This window comes from Legionella cardiaca (assembly GCF_029026145.1).
Lineage (GTDB): Bacteria > Pseudomonadota > Gammaproteobacteria > Legionellales > Legionellaceae > Tatlockia > Tatlockia cardiaca.
Map to the genome: position 1 here is coordinate 1,402,801 of NZ_CP119078.1, position 16,017 is coordinate 1,418,817.

Genomic DNA, 16,017 nt, shown 5'->3' on the forward strand with positions numbered 1-16,017 from the left:
TGCTATGCTTACTCAATTTGAAATAATTTCATCGCCTATTCTTTATATTTTTCTGGCTCTTTTTTCTTTAGCTATTGGTAGTCTTTTAAATGTAGTCATTTATCGGTTACCTATTATGTTGCATACAGAGATGGAAAAAGAATGTCGAAATTATCTAAATTTGCCGCAAGTTGCCGATAAGCCAATTAATTTATTTTTTCCGCGTTCTTTTTGTCCTAATTGCAAAACAACAGTGACAGCGATAAGCAATATTCCCATTATAAGTTATTGCTTGCAGCGAGGCCGATGTAAACATTGTGACAATCCAATTTCTATAAGATATCCTATTGTTGAACTTTTGAGCTGCCTAATTGCTTTATTTTCTGCTTGGGTAATCGGTTTTAATACTACTCTTTTGTTTGTATTGCTGTTTAATTGGATTCTGATCAGTTTATTCTTTATTGATCTGGAGCATCATCTTTTACCCGATGTACTGACACTAGGTTTATTGTGGTTGGGTTTAATTGCCAATACGCAATCTTTATTTATATCTCTTTCTGATGCTGTTTTTAGTAGCGCAGCAGGCTACTTAAGCTTATGGCTTTTTATAAAACTATTTTATCTGATACGTGGAAAAATCGGGATGGGGCATGGTGATTTTAAATTATTCGCCGCATTGGGTGCCTGGTTTGGTTGGACTCAATTACCATTAATTCTGCTCTTTGCCTCAATATCCGGTGTAATTGTTGGTTCTATTTATCTTAAAATCCGGAAAAAATCAAAAGATTCCCCTATTCCTTTTGGTCCTTTTCTTTGCCTGGCTGGTTTCCTCTCATTATTTTGGGGGAAATCTATTATAAACTGGTATTTGAGCATATTTTTATTTTCTTAAATATCTTCGCCTTAAACTAACTCTATTTAAATGGGAAAATGTAGAGGCATACTACTTTCAATTTATATCAAGAGCTATCAATGAAGCCAAACATTATGCTGTTACCAGAAGAAGTCATTGTTATGATTTTTCGATATTTTTCGCCAAGAGAGTTGGTTATATTGCTTCAAGTCTGCAAATTATTTAACTATATTGGTTCTGATAATAGTCTGTGGAAAAAATTGGTTAATGAACTTGATTCTAGTAGTAAATTGTTAGTTGTTAAAGATAACGCTACCTTTTTCAAAGCAAAATTTAAGGAAAAGATAGCGTTGTTATTACCTTCTTTGCGTCCAAAGGTAATCTGTCAGGAGCTATCATATAGTGATGCAAGTAAAATAACGAAGAACATCATAGCCATACTAGCAACGAAAGAAATTCAACTGGGATTTTTTCAGCCACACGATGGTGAGTCTGTTAAAGGCTTCTGCAGTGAAGTTGTTGCCGGTTTTACCTTTGCTAACTATATTTTTTCCCTTTATGGAGGCGAGAAAACACTATCCAAGGTTCCTTTGATCTACTTATTTTTATCAAATAATTCAGAAGAAATAACTAAATTTTGTGCTCAGTACCCAAAAAGTATAATCTTTATTGTCTCTAATCAATCTAGTCCTACAAGTGAGATAATAAATTATCAAGGAATTTTAAAGTATTATCGTGTTTCTGATTACAAAACAAAGGACATTAATTTATCTGTAATTCGCCCTTTAATCATTCAAGATTTGAAAAAATTGGCTATCAAAGCTTTGCCTATTGTGGAGACCTTAAATCTTGCTCATCAAGATGATACACCATGTATTAATGCCGAGATTTTTAGTGAATATCCTAATTATTAGCTTTTAATACATGCTCTATCATACGTCTTGCTAGTGAAGCTAAAACTGGATTTGAAATTTTATAATACGGCAACATAATTAACGCAATTGATAGTGCCCAACCTCGCCCTCTTTCCCATGTATTTTCATCAATATATTGCAAATTTTCTTTGAAAATATTCCTTGAATGGGAATCTAGCAAACTCCAAGCAATAACCAGATCACAGGCCGGATCGCCGATGCCCACATCGGAAAAATCGATTACAGCGGCCAGGCGATTATTTTGGACTAAAATATTTCCTGGTAAAAAATCTCCATGCAACCATACTGGCTCATTATTCCACGAAGGTATCTGAGATAACTCTCTCCATAAAGAAGTAACCGTTCGAATGTCTATTTCATCAGTTAATTCGCTGATGGCTTTTATTGTCTCTTTATCCAACTCTTTTAAAGGAATGCCTCGTCTTGAAAGAGGGCCGTTAGCCATCTTTATTCCGTGTAGATCATTTAAAAAACAGGCTAAATCTTTGGCAAGAAATTCATATTCATTGTCTTTTTCATAGGAGGGATTATGACCTTCATTCCATTTTGTTACGCTCCAATACCAGGGATAAGATTTATCAGGGCAACCTTTAAATACGGGTTCAGAAATAGGTTTTTTTAAAAACGGCGCAATCTTTGGGAGCCATTCATTTTCTTTATCAATATTTTTCTTAATACTGCCTGGAGCCCATTCTATTCGAGGAAGTCGCACAACATAGTTATCGCCTAAGCGAAATAATGCATTGTCAGTTCCACTGGATGCTACAGCTTTAAGCGGCAAATGAGCCCAATGGGGGCACTGGCTTACAAGAAGCGCATTGACAAGATATTCATCAATTTCAAGCTCATTTTCATGCATTTTCCCCATGATTGGCTACTACTCTTAAAGATTCACTAAGTTATTCCCTGGAGTATTTACCACAATGCACTGAGTACCTCAACACCAGGGATTATTTTACAGTAATTTTAGGTTCAAGAAGTTTTACGATGCTTCATGATGGCAGCAAAAAACTCAGGTTTGTTTAGGCCAATCGATGCAAATATTTGCGGAACTTTTTCCCAGCTATTTTCCTGTTCAATGCTGGCTACCACCAATTCAAATCCTTTTTCTTTATCTGAGTTAACTCCCCAACCATTAATATAACAAAGGCCTCGCAAACGTTTTGCCAAAACATGTCCTAATTTCTCAGCAGTTTCCAGATAAACCAGTGCTTCTTCATACAGCTGCTTCATTTGACGTTCATTGCTTGGACTTGCAAAAAGACCTTCAAGTTGTAAGCGCTCTCTAAATTTGGCCTCATCTAATAATAGATGAGCCACTTCATATTGTGCATTGGCATCATCTAGTGTGCCTGCACCGCGTAAGCAGGCAATAACCATGTCAGCCGCGAAAGGATGTTTTTTATGACCAATTAATCCTTTATAAATAGCTGCCAGCTCATGATAATAACCAATCTCTTTTTTTAATACCTCATCAGATGGCTGGTTATGAATACGGTTTTGTTGCATTGCTTTTAATTTTTTTGTTAATCGTTTGATTTTATAACGCTTGAAAAGCATATTCTCTCCTTACACAGTACTTGGGGTAGGAACAGAAAGTAACCATTGAACAATTGAAATTCCGACCAAGATTAAAATAATTGCGCCTAATATCTTTAGAATAAAGCCGAGTGTTTCCTGGATGTCCCTTCTAACTTCTACTTGTTTTTCGGGATTTGTTTTCTCAGGTACTAAATGATAAAGACGATCATCGATATAATTTGACGCATAGTAAGAAATGAAACCAAAAATTAATGCGGGCAAAACAAACATTAATAGCATCAGCCACGATGCTCCCATCAGCGTAAATCCATATTCTTCCCTTAGCCATTCTCTCCAAATTGAAATAAATTCGGGTACATCATAAATCCAATTAAATAAAAGAAAAGGGAGAATATAAAAAGCAAAAGCAAATAGACTCAAACTAAGGAGCAAAGCAATCATCCCGATTATGAAAAGAACACTATTTTGCTGAAAACGATCATATTCCATAATTCTATTCCGAATTCTCAAGCATACGGATGAGGGCCAATTCACGATTAATGATAGCTTATTATTTCATTCTATGAATGACTTGAGAAAAAATGCCTCATGAAGTTTGAAATTATTTACTGTTTAAAAACAACCATAGCAGAAGCAAAGATAATTTCCAAGTAATAACAATTAGTTGACAATTGCAAGGCAGTGCAATATATCAATTAAAGTCCAAAATTATTTATAGGGAACTCAATGAAACAACATGTCTTTATGCTTTCCGATGGAACAGGTATTACTGCTGAAAATCTTGGCAACAGTCTTATTACTCAATTTGAGAACATTGACTTTGAAAAGCTAACTATTCCCTATATAGATTCCATTGCCAAAGCAGAAGCAGCTGTACAACGGATTAACAATTCCTATGACGAAACAGGTATCAAACCTCTTGTATTCATAACATTAGTCAATCCTGATATTGTTAATGCTATTAAAAAAGCAAATGCGAGTATTTTTGATCTATTTAATACTTTTCTTGGGCCTTTAGAAAAAACACTGAATACCAAATCATCGTACACTGTCGGGCGCACACATGGTGTTGCGAACTCCCAATCTTATCGTCAACGAATTGAAGCTGTCGATTATGCATTAGCACATGATGATGGCATTAAAATACGTGATTATGATAAAGCAGATATTGTTTTGATTGGTGTTTCTCGCTGTGGCAAAACGCCTAGTTGCATTTACATGGCTTTGCATTTTGGAGTTCTTGCAGCCAATTACCCCTTTACCGATGAAGATTTAACATTGTTTCATCTGCCTGATGTACTTAGACCGTATAAGCATAAACTTTTTGGCTTAACAATCGATGCAGAAAGATTACAACATATTCGGACCGAGAGACGGCCAAATAGCAAATATGCTTCGGCAGAACAATGTCGTCTTGAAGTGAGTGAAGTTGAAGCAATGTATCAGCGTGAAAAAATCCCCTACCTTAACTCTACGCGCTATTCAATCGAAGAAATTGCTACAAAGGTACTAGCTGCGGCAGGAATTAAGCGTAAATTTTAAACTGCAAATGCGAAACTTGGCTTAAATTATAGAAGTTCGCTAGTGGTAAACATGCGCACACTCTACTTGGCAGCTCTTCCCCAAGAGGATTTTGGATCGTTGAAATATTTTTGACTATTGTGTTAAAATTTTAATCTTTCAGCCTAAAGATGATTTGATTTATGAAACGAGGCAGACAATCGCAAAGCAATGGCATTTCTGTTTCAGAAGCTTGTTTCAACGATTTGCACAGGCATAATGCAATTACTGAAGAAATTTGGATGCCAAAAGAAAAAGGTAATCAGGCTGGTGTTATTCTCATTGATAAAAATTTTAAAAAGACCTATGTCAAACGTTATGAATCACAAGATTATAATAACAATGAGCTAACTGATTTGGTCATTTTCATGTTGGCTAAAAGCTGTGGTGTTCGTGTTCCGGCGGTAAGGCTTGTATATACCGCTGAATATGCCTATTTATTTTCTGCGGATATGAATGGTACAAAGAGCGAGATAAAAAACTATACGTATCAAGACCTTGATAAATGGGAACACAGCGATTTTGATATGAGTACTTATGGTCAAGGTTTTTTTACCAATAAGAAAGAAAACTTTCATATCGATAAAATAGCAACTGCTGGGTTGTTGATTCTTAGTGTCGTTTTAAATTTAACTGATCTTAGCAATGCAAATTTAGGAATAGTTTTAAGTGAGAAGCCTGTCCAGAGAAAAGCAAAAATTGCTCTAATAGATTTTTGCTGTCGTGATAAAACAACATTGTCCGGAGATTATGCTGATTCATTGAAGGCCTTTATTCTTGAACGGGTCAGGTCTAAAAATACATATCTTTTTGAGCTTGGTAAAACACTTAGTGATTCAAGTTATTATTTGGCATTTGAAAAAATTGTAGCTAACTTCATGCCTTCCTTGGACGTGGCATTACATATCATTAATGCATCAACCAATACGATAAAACAAAAGGATGCGCTGGCTAATTTGACCTTTTGGCAAAAAAACTTGGGATCTCTATTAGGTTTGGTGGATTACTCCAAACAACCAACAGCTTTCGTTTAATTTTAATTTTTTTTATTTGATAGTGGTTGTAACTGCTGTTATTTCTTTTGCAAACTATCACTAAATCGCGTTCAAACAATTTAAAAATCAGTTGGTTGAAGAAGTGCTCCGATAATATCGGAGCATAATGATCTCAGTTCGCATCTGCTCTGTTTCTGTAGTTAAACCAAACTTACATTCAAAACAGGATTAAACATGCCAAAGTGACACAAAATCTATAACCGACATTGCGGCTAGAGTATTGGTGTCATTCATCGCCTGCGAGATAGTTTCTACTTGCTCTTTAGTGAAACGTGTAGCTAAATTATATTTAAATTTAGCTAACAATACCGGAATACCTTCTTCACGACGACGCTTATGACCTATTGGGTATTCAACAGTTATCAATTCTGATGCAGAACCGTCTTTGAATGTTATTCGCATGCTATTGGCAATCGAACGCTTTTCGGGATTGAGATAATCAACAGAAAATTGCTTGTTTTCTGTAACTTGCATTTTTGCCCGTAATTCATCAATACGTGGATCCGCAGCAACAACATCCTCATAATGTTCTGCTTTTAAATCACCATGTAACAAACCTATAGCAACCATGTATTGTAAACAATGATCTCTGTCAGCAGGATTATGTAGAGGTCCTTGCTTGCTAATGATACGGATTGCAGACTCATGGGTGATTAATTCTATTTTTGCAATATCTGTAAAACGATTTTTAACAAGAGGATGCAAAGCGACTGCACATTCAACTGCCGTTTGCGCATGAAATTCCGCAGGATAAGAAAGCTTAAATAAAACGTTTTCCATGACATAACTGCCATAGGGACGTTGGAATTTAAAGGAGTTGCCACCAAATAAAACATCGTAAAAGCCCCATTGAGGTGCTGTTAACGCACTGGGATACCCCATTTCTCCGGCAGCAGCAATTAAAGCCAAACGTACAGCTCGTGAGGTCGCATCACCTGCAGCCCATGATTTACGCGAACCCGCATTAGGTGCATGACGATAGGTTCTTAGACTTTGACCGTCGACAAAGACTTGTGAAAGCGTGCGCAGTAGACAATCTCTATCTGCACCTAGCAGGTGGGCAGCTACGGCAGCACTTGCAACTTTTACCAAAAAGACATGATCGAGACCCACACGGTTGAAGCTATTTTCAAGAGCTAAGCATCCTTGAATTTCATGGGCTTTGATCATTGCAGTCAACACATCCTGCATTTTTAATGCTGTTCGACCATTTTTTACATTTTGTCGACTTACATAATCAGCAACAGCTAAAATGGCGCCTAAGTTATCAGACGGATGTCCCCATTCGGCAGCCAACCACGTGTCATTAAAATCCAGCCATCTGATCATTGTACCAATATTAAATGCAGCTTGTACTGGGTCTAGTTCATAAGATGTTCCAGGTACGCGTGCACCACCCGCTAATTGAGCTCCCGGGACTATTGGTCCCAGTAATTTGGTGCACTCCGGAAAATTTAAAGCTAACATCCCACAGCCTAATGTATCCATTAAACAAAGACGCGCAGTTTCATAGGCCTCGGCACTTTTTATTGGCGTATTAAAAACATAATCTGCAATGTCATTGATTACAGCGTCATAATCAGGCTTCACATTATCTTCAACAAATGTATGCATATTAACCTCTCGCATCGATGGCAATAAATTTTCTACGCTCAGGCCCTGTATATTCAGACGTGGGGCGAATTAAACGATTGTCTGCGCGTTGTTCAAAAACATGAGCAGACCAGCCTGTAATACGTGACATTACGAAAATTGGTGTGAATAAGGGTGTTGGTATGCCGCAGAAATGATAGGCAGAGGCGCTATAAAAATCGAGATTCGGAAATAATTTCTTTTCCCGGCGCATGACTGCTTCAATGCGCTCTGAAACATTATATAAAAGCATGTCATTTTTGGCTTCTGCCAATTTATGTGACCAGGCTTTAATAACATCAGAACGCGGATCCGACTCGGTATAGACTCGATGTCCAAATCCCATAATTTTGGCCTTACGTGCTAACATTTGCATTAGCTCTTTTTCTGCTTCATCAGGGCTTTTAAATTGCTCAATAAGCTCCATTGCAGCTTCGTTTGCACCACCATGCAAAGGACCTCTTAAAGTACCAATGGCAGTTGTGATGGCTGAATAAAAATCTGATAGCGTCGCAGCAGTAACTCTTGCAGCAAATGTGGATGCATTGAATTCATGTTCTGCATAAAGAATTAATGAGACATTCATCATATCGCATTCAAGCTCGGAAGGTTTTCGATTGTGCAGAAGTGCTAAAAAATGGCCGCCAATTGTTCGCTCATCACTCTGCCCTGTAATTTCTCTGCCTTGAAAATGAAACGCATACCAATAGCACATCATGCCTGGAAATAATGCAAGTAATCTATCGGCTATATCATATTGTTGTGAGAAATCATTTTCTGGTTCCAATGTACCCAACATTGAACAACCAGTCCTTAAAACATCCATAGGATGAGTGTTTTTAGGAATTAACTTCAATACGGCTTTCAATTCATCAGGAATCTTCCTTAAGCCCATTAATTTTTCAGTATACTGATTAAGTTCAGAACGCGTAGGCAATTCACCATAATGGAGTAAATAGGCGACCTCTTCAAACGTTGCTTGTGCCGCTAAATCATGGATCGAGTAACCACGATAATTTAAACCCTTACCCTCTTGCCCTACCGTAGCTATAGCTGACTGCCCTGCAACTACCCCAGCTAATCCTGCTCCTGATTTATTGACCATCCTCACCCTCCATTAATTGGTCCAATTTTTTTTCATAATCGTGATAACCTAGAACTTCATACAAATCATTGCGTGTTTGCATGCTTTCAAGTAAATCACGCTGTGTTCCAGTTTGTTTTATTGTTTTGTAGACGGTTAAAGCTGCTTGCGACATTGCTCTAAATGCGCTGAGCGGATATAAAATTAATTGAACACCTGCTTCTTTTAATTCTTCTCGTGTAAACAACGGTGTTTTGCCAAACTCCGTTATGTTTGCCAGGACGGGAACATTAAAATGACAACAAAATTCCTTGTATTCGTCCAGGGTTGTCATGGCTTCAGGGAAAAGCATATCGGCACCCAGTTCAACACATAACTGCGCGCGCTCAATCACCGCCGCCATGCCTTCTACAGCATAAGCATCTGTCCGCGCCATAATGACAAAGTTTTCATCAGTACGAGCATCTACTGCCGTTTTAATTCTGTCGCCCATTTCTTGCATGGTGACAATTGCTTTATTGGGACGATGTCCACAACGTTTAGCGAGAACTTGATCTTCAATATGAATAGCAGCTACACCTGCTCGTTCCATTAGTTTGATTGTTCTGGCAATATTAAATGCATGTCCCCACCCTGTATCTACATCGACTAAAAGTGGTAATGAACATGCCTGGGTAATACGTCTTGCATCCTCCAGAACCTCAGCCAAGCTTGTCATACCTAAATCAGGTAAACCATAAGAGGCATTAGCAACACCGGCACCAGATAAGTAAATAGCTTCGCATCCAGCTGATTCCGCTAACATAGCTGCATAGGCATTAATTGTACCGACAACTTGTAAGGGCGAGTTATTGTGAACGAGTGTTCGAAAGCGCTTTCCCATGGAACAAGACATCAATATTCACTCCTTGACATTGTGAACCGTTTTTTTATCATGCTCCCACACCAATGACAAGGTAACTCAGTAAAAACATTTATTTGTAATGGGAACTACCAGGTTAAACAAGTGAAATAGCCCGAGAATATTCTCGGGCTAAATTCTTACTTAGCGGAGATCTCTTTCCACCAATTTGTTTTTGTCTCAGTAGCCCAATGACCATCACGCATACGAGCTACGAACTCATGAGTCTTTTCAGGTGAAGAAGAGTTTTTATCTAACTTAATACACCAATCCCAATCACCTGTAGTAGACCATATTTTTTCCACGCCTTCCCACTTGGCAATAGAGCTTAATTCTGACCATGATTTATTGGTTTTCATAAAAATTACACTGTTCCACGTATTCATTTTTCTTACCATCCTTAGTTAAAAAAAAATTAAATAAAACGCTTAATGTTCCAAGCCCTTTCAGCATAAAGCAATAACGCTTTTCTTTCTATGTGTTTTTCAGAAATTTTTATTTATTAGGTGCTTAGAGAATCAGGTTAATTTTTAATTATTTATCGACAATATAGGATAGTTATTAGTAAATTATGTAAATAATGATCGTCGTAGAACGTAATGAAGCTATCAGCTTATCGTACCTTTTGTTTTATATACTGCATGTTAATAATGAAAGTGTTGTGGGGAGTACAAACCACAGAAAAAGTTTGGTCAACTTTCGGACTTAATACAAATTTGGGGAAATTCTCCTACCAACTAGAACCTCAATTGCGAGTGATGAATAGGCAAAATGTCTACGACCAGTTTCTTAATAATTTTAACGGAAGCTATCAACTCTCTCCTCAATTGGTTTTTACCTTAGGAACAACCTATGTTAATACCTGGCAAAATCAGGGTAGTAACCTTCAGGAAACCCGATTATTAGAACAGGTAAGCTATACTCCAAGACGCTATTCATGGCTTAGCATTCGTTCACGCATTGAACAAAGAAAGCGCCAGGATTCCAACCAATTAAATTATCGTTTGAGGGAACGTTTAACACTCAAAAAAAGATTAACTGATAGTCTAAGCCTGGTTGGTTTTGATGAAATTTTTATTAATCTTAATCAACCTGATTGGATATCCACAAAGACCTTTGATCAAAATCGAATTCTAATTAGTCTTGATCAACAAGCATCCAAGTCTTTAGTGCTTGGTGCGGGCTACATTTACCAGTATATATTATCTAAACCAAGACAAGTAGGTCATATTGCTTCGTTATATGCACAACTTACTCTTCCTACCGAAGTAAGCTAAATTACTAAATGTCCTTTTAAATACCATTTACAATATCCGGAAAGATAGACCCTCTCCTCCAAAACTTCACAGTGGATATGTCCTTTCCTAAAAGAACCTTGAACTGCGCGAAGCATGTTTTTGTTAAGGCGCTTTGCCCAAAATGGAGCTAATACACAGTGTGCTGATCCTGTAACGGGATCTTCGGGAATATTATGTTTTGGATAAAAACACCTGGAATAAAAATCCGCTTCACTGCTACGTGATGTTAATATCAGGCCTCTTTTGGGTAATTTAGCTAAAGTTTTAATATCAACCTGAGCTTGTAAAACCTTCTCTTCATCAGCAAGCAAAACCATATAATCAAGTTCACTTTCATATATTTCTGAACAAACCTGATCGATCAATACAGCAATGGTTTCGGGGGTTTTACTAGATTGGTAATTTAAACGAGGAAAGTCTAAGATATAACGCTCCCCTTTTTTTCTTACCGCCAGAGGGCCACTTTTGCTTGAAAATGCTACAGTATCACTCTGACATTTATTTAATTCATGTAACGCAAAACCGGCCGCTAACGTAGCATGACCACATAGGCTAATTTCACCACGTGGCGTAAACCAGCGAATATGAAAGCCATCCTCGTCCTCAATAATGAACGCGGTTTCCGAAAGATTATTTTCAACAGCAATAGCTTGCATTAATTCGTCATTTAACCACTCATTTAACAGGCAAACCGCCGCAGGGTTACCGTGAAAAACTTTATCGGTAAAAGCATCTATTTGAAAAATTTCAATACTATGCACTGTATATCTCATTACAGGAACTAATGATGCGCGAAGAGTAACGATCTCGATTGCGATAAGCAAGAGGTAAAGATGAAATTTTACTTAACGTCTAGTTTTTAAATTTACTATCAGGTCATTCTTTGTTTTGATTAGATGCAACTAATACTAGTCGCTGCTCCGCTAGTTAAATTGTATTTTAATTATCAAGGATAGTCATGTAAAAGTCAGTCTGTATTTTCGCTAACGCAACAACCTCTTCCGCATGATCTTTTGAATTTGCAACACAACCATCCGGTACACGCATCAATGGCATTCTATAAAATTGTCGCGATAAGCCTCAGTTAAGACAGCTATTGGGGCTTGCAGTCAAACACGTCCCATACCTATTCTCGAAAACCATTTTATCGGCTAAAGCAGATATCGCTTGCAGTACTTTCTTATTATTTTTGCTATATAACGGAAAATCAATTTGTGAAACATGTGTTTTTATTGCAGTATGCAAAAATTCTTGTATCAAAAATTCTTGTGTTAACGATTGAAAATTTAATTGATTGAGTTCTCTCATAACCATAGAGAAATGATTACTCATCGTTTCTAATTCTTTGTCTTTAGATGTTTTTATTTCAGCTAATACCATGCCCATGAGTGCTCCTTGATCGTTTTTCTTTTTTTGAAATCCTTTTCCTAAAACTAACTTAGGCATATCAAGTATAGAACACAAATTTTAAGTGCATGAAAAAATAGGTAATCAAATTTGATCTATTCCGTATAGGCGACAATCCGACTCACATACAAAGATTAGAGTTTTCTTATGATGGCTTTGCGCAGAAATCGCGCTGGAGATAAAGCTTGCACCAAAGTCCTAGGGAGAAAAAATGGTTCATTGTTAATCATGGATGCTAACCATTCAGCAGATAAGGGTATTGTCGTTATACCTCTTGAGCCAAAACCAGCACATAAAAATAAACCTTTGTGATATACGCCTGGTAATGGAAGCCACCGCTTTGCATTACTCTCTAAAGATTTAAACCTTTGGTTAAATTCACAAGCATTTGGAACAGGACCAACCACTGGCAAATAATCGGTAGTTGCCCCCCTAATTCCTGCCCAGTTGCTTCTTAGTTGATTCGACCATGAATTTTCATCTATTAATTTTTTTAAGCGTGCCAAGTTAGAAGCATCATCGGAAAAATTGCAACCATTATCAGTAATACCTAAATGATAAGTTGCACCGATAGCATGAGTGTTATTCTTAGCAGGTAAAACATGCCCGTCACCACATAATGGAATTTTCAATTTCACACTGTTTTCATTACTCTCAATTGTTGTCATCTGTCCACGAATTGGTTTAAGAGATAAGTAGCTGGTTTGTGAAAACTCAGCAGCTTGATAACCACTGGTGATAACTAGCACATCAGCATGATAATCAGCAGCATGCCATAACCCCTCTTTGAAATTGACTTCTGAAATTGCCGTATTTCCGATGAATTGAATGCCGGAGTTTTGCACAAGCAACTGACATAAGGCCTGTGAGTCTAACCATCCGGACAGAGGAATAAATAAACCTGCTTTTTTTAATGGAACTCCTGCCAGCTCAGAGGCCTGCTCAAGATCGACTAACATGCCTAATTCTGGATAAGCTGCAAGCCATGAGTCTAAACTTGCTTGCGCTAGTCTTTCCTTCTCATTAAATGCCAGTTGCAATATTCCTGCTAATTCTCCCAGAGAAGGATAGTCTTTAAGTAATTTTTTATAATGTCGCACAGCAAACAAAAAAGAAGCCAACATATATTGCGTCAATGGCGATTGAAAAGAGGATAATTTAGGATATAAAACCGCTTGCTTATTACCGGAAGCCCCACACCCCACTCCATTTTGCATATCAATTAAAGTAACTTGCCAATTTCTTTTTGCCAAAGCAAAGGCGGTATAACAACCAGCAAGCCCTGCACCCACAATAAGCGCTCGCTTAGATCCTCCATTATTAACTGCATCCATGTGCCAAGGAGTTGTTCGCCCTTTTGGTTTGAGAGTAGCTGGTATTTTTTCAAATTCGGCCGTTATCATGTCACGTTTGCGTCCGAAGCCTTTGACTTTATTCACACAAAAACCTGCCTCTTGTAAATTGGTTTTCACCACACTTGCAGCAGAGAACGTCGCTAACGTCGTTCCAGGTTTTGAGAGTAATCCAATTGCCTGAAATAAAGTCTTAGACCACATGGCTTCATTTTTCGAAGGTGCGAAACCATCAAGAAACCAGGCATCGACATGATTTGTTCTTAATTGTTGTTCAATTACTGCATCTCCACAAATTAGAAGCTCATTGAAACAAGCTTCAGCATCGCCAAGCATAAGTGTTAAATTAATGCGTCCTTCATCAAAAGCAAGCTGGTGAAATCCAGGCGTTAAAATTGGATAGTCCTCAAGTAAAGCCTCAGCTTGTTTTTGTAATTGCGGCCATAAATTCAGACATCTCACTAAGTCTTCTTTCGTTAAGGGAAATTTTTCGCAACTAATAAAGTGTAACTGAGCTGATGAGGGGGCGTGCTTTAACCATAACGCCCAAGTTAATAAAAAATTTAATCCGCTACCAAATCCTGTTTCAGCAATAATAAAAGTATTATTTTTCAGCGTTTGCCATCGATCAATTAAGTGGTTCCCTGCAATAAAAACATGCTCGGTTTCCTGCAAACCACCTGCTGTTGAAAAATAAATATCATCGAATTTGGAAGAAAACGGCAAACCATCGCGCCAAAACAAGCTTGCCGTTTCAATAGGAATAAAAGGACTACTCACACATCATCTCACTACACCATTACAGAAGCAGCCTCTTCAGACAAGTCGCATTTCTTATTATTTATCCAGGTGCGTAGTCTAGGTACCAATAAAAAGAGCAACAACGAGGCAGCAATTGCAAATAAACCAAGATTTAAAAAGACATCACTATACCCATTATTGGTTGCTATAGGCAAATTTGATTCTTGGCCTGCTGTCATCCAGTTAGAGCTATAGCTTGATAATGTTGCCCCTACTCCAGTGGCCAGCATCCACATTCCCATCATGACACCTTGCAGTGAGTTAGGAATTAATGCCCCTACCATGGCATAACCAATAGGAGAAATTAGCAATTCACCAGCACTTTGCAAGACAAAACTTAAAACAATCCACCAAGGAGAAACCATACCATAGACATCAGCTCTCGCAATGCCAAGCGGTAATATAGCAAACGCCAAACCAATTAACAGCAATGCCAAAGCAAATTGTGTAGGTATATTAACTTGAATACCTCGTAAGCGCATACGGTTTAAGACAAGACTGAGCAGCGGACCGCCAACTACGATACAAATAGTATTAATGTTCTGAAACCATTGAGGCGGAATAGTAATTGCCTCCCAATGTCGTTGTACATTATTTTCAATGAAATGGGTTAATCCCATGGGACCAATTTGATACAACATCCAGAACACAGTACTTATAACCATTAAAGTTAAAAAAGCGAGCATTTTTTCTCGAGCATCACGGTTTTGTTGTAAAGCGAGGGTTATTGTAATAAACAACATTATAATCCCTGTAATTAGAATAATTTTATTCGCCCAATCTGCAAAATGAATTAATTGGCTTAATAGGAATGGCAGACCTAAAACAATGGTTACGCCGCCTAATAAAGCGCGTTTTTTATGGGGTATAGAAAGACGGCTATAAATGGTTTTTTGATCTTCCAAAGAATGCCAAAAATACAAGCATATAAATACAGCAATTAAGTTACCTAAACTACTTAATAAAAATAGGCGTTGATAATTCTGTGATAATTGAAAATAACCGCTTAATGTAAAGCCGACTAAAAAGCCGATGTTCATCCCTGCATAATTCCATAAAAAAGCCGATTCGCGACGATTATCTTCAGGAGTAAATCGTTGTGTAAGCATGCAATTAATACAGGTTACATTAAGACCACAACCTGTTAAGAAAAAACCCAAACCCAAATAAAGATAAGTTGAGCTTTCTAATGCCAGTAAAATGCAGCCTGCAATTTGCGCGAGCATTCCGAAGCAAAAAAGAGAACGATTTGATAAAAATCGCCCGCCGCAATAACCTCCCAGCAAATGTAATGCAAAATTAGCAGCAACAAAAATTCCAGTAATACTATTGGCAGTGGGTGCAGAGATGCCTAATTTTTTTGTCATATATAAAACTAACGTCGAATAGAGCACACTAAAGCTTAAAGTCGAAAAAATTTGAATGAAGAATATTGCAACAACACCTTGAGGCAAATCACTCCAAACTGCATTTTTGCTATCAACTCTAGACATTAGATGCCCTCCTTTGTTAGCCAGTTCCCTTCGAATATGACACGCAATTTTTTAGCTGTCTACGGTCATTTCGTTGAAAGTCCTGTAATATATAATCTTCTTACAAAAACCTTCATTTTCTTTAC

General features: G+C 37.6%; 16 protein-coding genes. 5 read left to right on the forward strand and 11 right to left on the reverse strand.

The genetic code is table 11. The annotated features are described in order from the left end of the window. Window positions 1–4: 4 nt before the first annotated feature. Both PXX05_RS06050 and PXX05_RS06055 read left to right on the forward strand, forming a co-directional pair. A complete protein-coding gene (locus PXX05_RS06050) occupies window positions 5–871 on the forward strand; it encodes a prepilin peptidase (RefSeq protein WP_275090165.1) in 867 nt (288 codons plus the stop codon). Window positions 872–951: 80 nt separating this feature from the next. Continuing rightward, complete coding sequence (locus PXX05_RS06055; RefSeq protein WP_275090166.1) at window positions 952–1,746, forward strand: F-box protein; 795 nt, start codon at window positions 952–954, stop codon at window positions 1,744–1,746. Here PXX05_RS06055 and PXX05_RS06060 read toward each other — a convergent pair. The 3 genes from PXX05_RS06060 to PXX05_RS06070 form a co-directional block, all read right to left on the reverse strand. Then, the gene (locus PXX05_RS06060) at window positions 1,736–2,635 is read right to left on the reverse strand and encodes an aminoglycoside phosphotransferase family protein (protein WP_275090167.1); all 900 of its coding nucleotides are present in this window, start codon (window positions 2,633–2,635) and stop codon (window positions 1,736–1,738) included. The two genes, PXX05_RS06055 and PXX05_RS06060, sit on opposite strands and share 11 nt — an antisense overlap. Window positions 2,636–2,739: 104 nt before the next feature. Further along, window positions 2,740–3,327, reverse strand: coding sequence for an SEL1-like repeat protein (locus PXX05_RS06065; RefSeq protein ID WP_275090168.1), 588 nt, complete (start codon window positions 3,325–3,327; stop codon window positions 2,740–2,742). A 9-nt stretch (window positions 3,328–3,336) separates the two neighbouring features. Further along, window positions 3,337–3,798, reverse strand: coding sequence for a hypothetical protein (locus PXX05_RS06070; RefSeq protein ID WP_275090169.1), 462 nt, complete (start codon window positions 3,796–3,798; stop codon window positions 3,337–3,339). A 237-nt stretch (window positions 3,799–4,035) separates the two neighbouring features. On the opposite strand from PXX05_RS06070, the gene ppsR reads away from it, so the two are divergent. Further along, window positions 4,036–4,851, forward strand: coding sequence for a posphoenolpyruvate synthetase regulatory kinase/phosphorylase PpsR (gene ppsR, locus PXX05_RS06075; RefSeq protein WP_275090170.1), 816 nt, complete (start codon window positions 4,036–4,038; stop codon window positions 4,849–4,851). Window positions 4,852–5,012: 161 nt separating this feature from the next. Further along, window positions 5,013–5,903: a hypothetical protein gene (locus tag PXX05_RS06080; protein ID WP_275090171.1), complete on the forward strand. Its 891-nt coding sequence runs from the start codon at window positions 5,013–5,015 to the stop codon at window positions 5,901–5,903. 189 nt (window positions 5,904–6,092) lie between these two features. On the opposite strand, the gene PXX05_RS06085 is transcribed toward PXX05_RS06080, so the two are convergent. The 4 genes from PXX05_RS06085 to PXX05_RS06100 form a co-directional block, all read right to left on the reverse strand. After that, window positions 6,093–7,538 (reverse strand): bifunctional 2-methylcitrate dehydratase/aconitate hydratase, encoded by a 1,446-nt coding sequence (locus PXX05_RS06085; RefSeq protein WP_275090172.1) that lies wholly within the window; start codon window positions 7,536–7,538, stop codon window positions 6,093–6,095. A gap of 1 nt (window position 7,539) precedes the next feature. Further along, window positions 7,540–8,661, reverse strand: a complete 1,122-nt coding sequence (gene prpC / locus PXX05_RS06090; RefSeq protein ID WP_275090173.1) for a bifunctional 2-methylcitrate synthase/citrate synthase — start codon at window positions 8,659–8,661, stop codon at window positions 7,540–7,542. After that, entirely contained in the window at window positions 8,651–9,535 is an 885-nt protein-coding gene (gene prpB, locus PXX05_RS06095) for a methylisocitrate lyase (RefSeq protein ID WP_275090174.1), read from the reverse strand. The genes prpC and prpB overlap by 11 nt, the downstream gene beginning before the upstream one ends. Window positions 9,536–9,681: 146 nt before the next feature. Next, on the reverse strand, window positions 9,682–9,927 hold the full coding sequence (locus PXX05_RS06100) for a hypothetical protein (protein ID WP_275090175.1): 246 nt from the start codon (window positions 9,925–9,927) through the stop codon (window positions 9,682–9,684). 264 nt (window positions 9,928–10,191) lie between these two features. Here PXX05_RS06100 and PXX05_RS06105 point away from each other — a divergent pair, with 264 nt between their 5' ends. After that, complete coding sequence (locus PXX05_RS06105) at window positions 10,192–10,818, forward strand: DUF2490 domain-containing protein (protein WP_275090176.1); 627 nt, start codon at window positions 10,192–10,194, stop codon at window positions 10,816–10,818. Here the strand turns inward: PXX05_RS06105 and PXX05_RS06110 are convergent. From PXX05_RS06110 to PXX05_RS06125, 4 genes are all read right to left on the reverse strand, one after another. Next, the gene (locus tag PXX05_RS06110; protein ID WP_275090177.1) at window positions 10,815–11,600 is read right to left on the reverse strand and encodes a PhzF family phenazine biosynthesis protein; all 786 of its coding nucleotides are present in this window, start codon (window positions 11,598–11,600) and stop codon (window positions 10,815–10,817) included. The genes PXX05_RS06105 and PXX05_RS06110 overlap by 4 nt on opposite strands. Window positions 11,601–11,919: 319 nt before the next feature. Further along, a complete protein-coding gene (locus PXX05_RS06115; RefSeq protein WP_275090178.1) occupies window positions 11,920–12,285 on the reverse strand; it encodes a hypothetical protein in 366 nt (121 codons plus the stop codon). Window positions 12,286–12,380: 95 nt separating this feature from the next. Continuing rightward, on the reverse strand, window positions 12,381–14,378 hold the full coding sequence (gene mnmC, locus PXX05_RS06120) for a bifunctional tRNA (5-methylaminomethyl-2-thiouridine)(34)-methyltransferase MnmC2/FAD-dependent 5-carboxymethylaminomethyl-2-thiouridine(34) oxidoreductase MnmC1 (RefSeq protein ID WP_275090179.1): 1,998 nt from the start codon (window positions 14,376–14,378) through the stop codon (window positions 12,381–12,383). Between the two features lie 11 nt (window positions 14,379–14,389). Next, the gene (locus PXX05_RS06125) at window positions 14,390–15,892 is read right to left on the reverse strand and encodes a peptide MFS transporter (protein ID WP_275090180.1); all 1,503 of its coding nucleotides are present in this window, start codon (window positions 15,890–15,892) and stop codon (window positions 14,390–14,392) included. Between the last annotated feature and the right edge of the window lie 125 nt (window positions 15,893–16,017).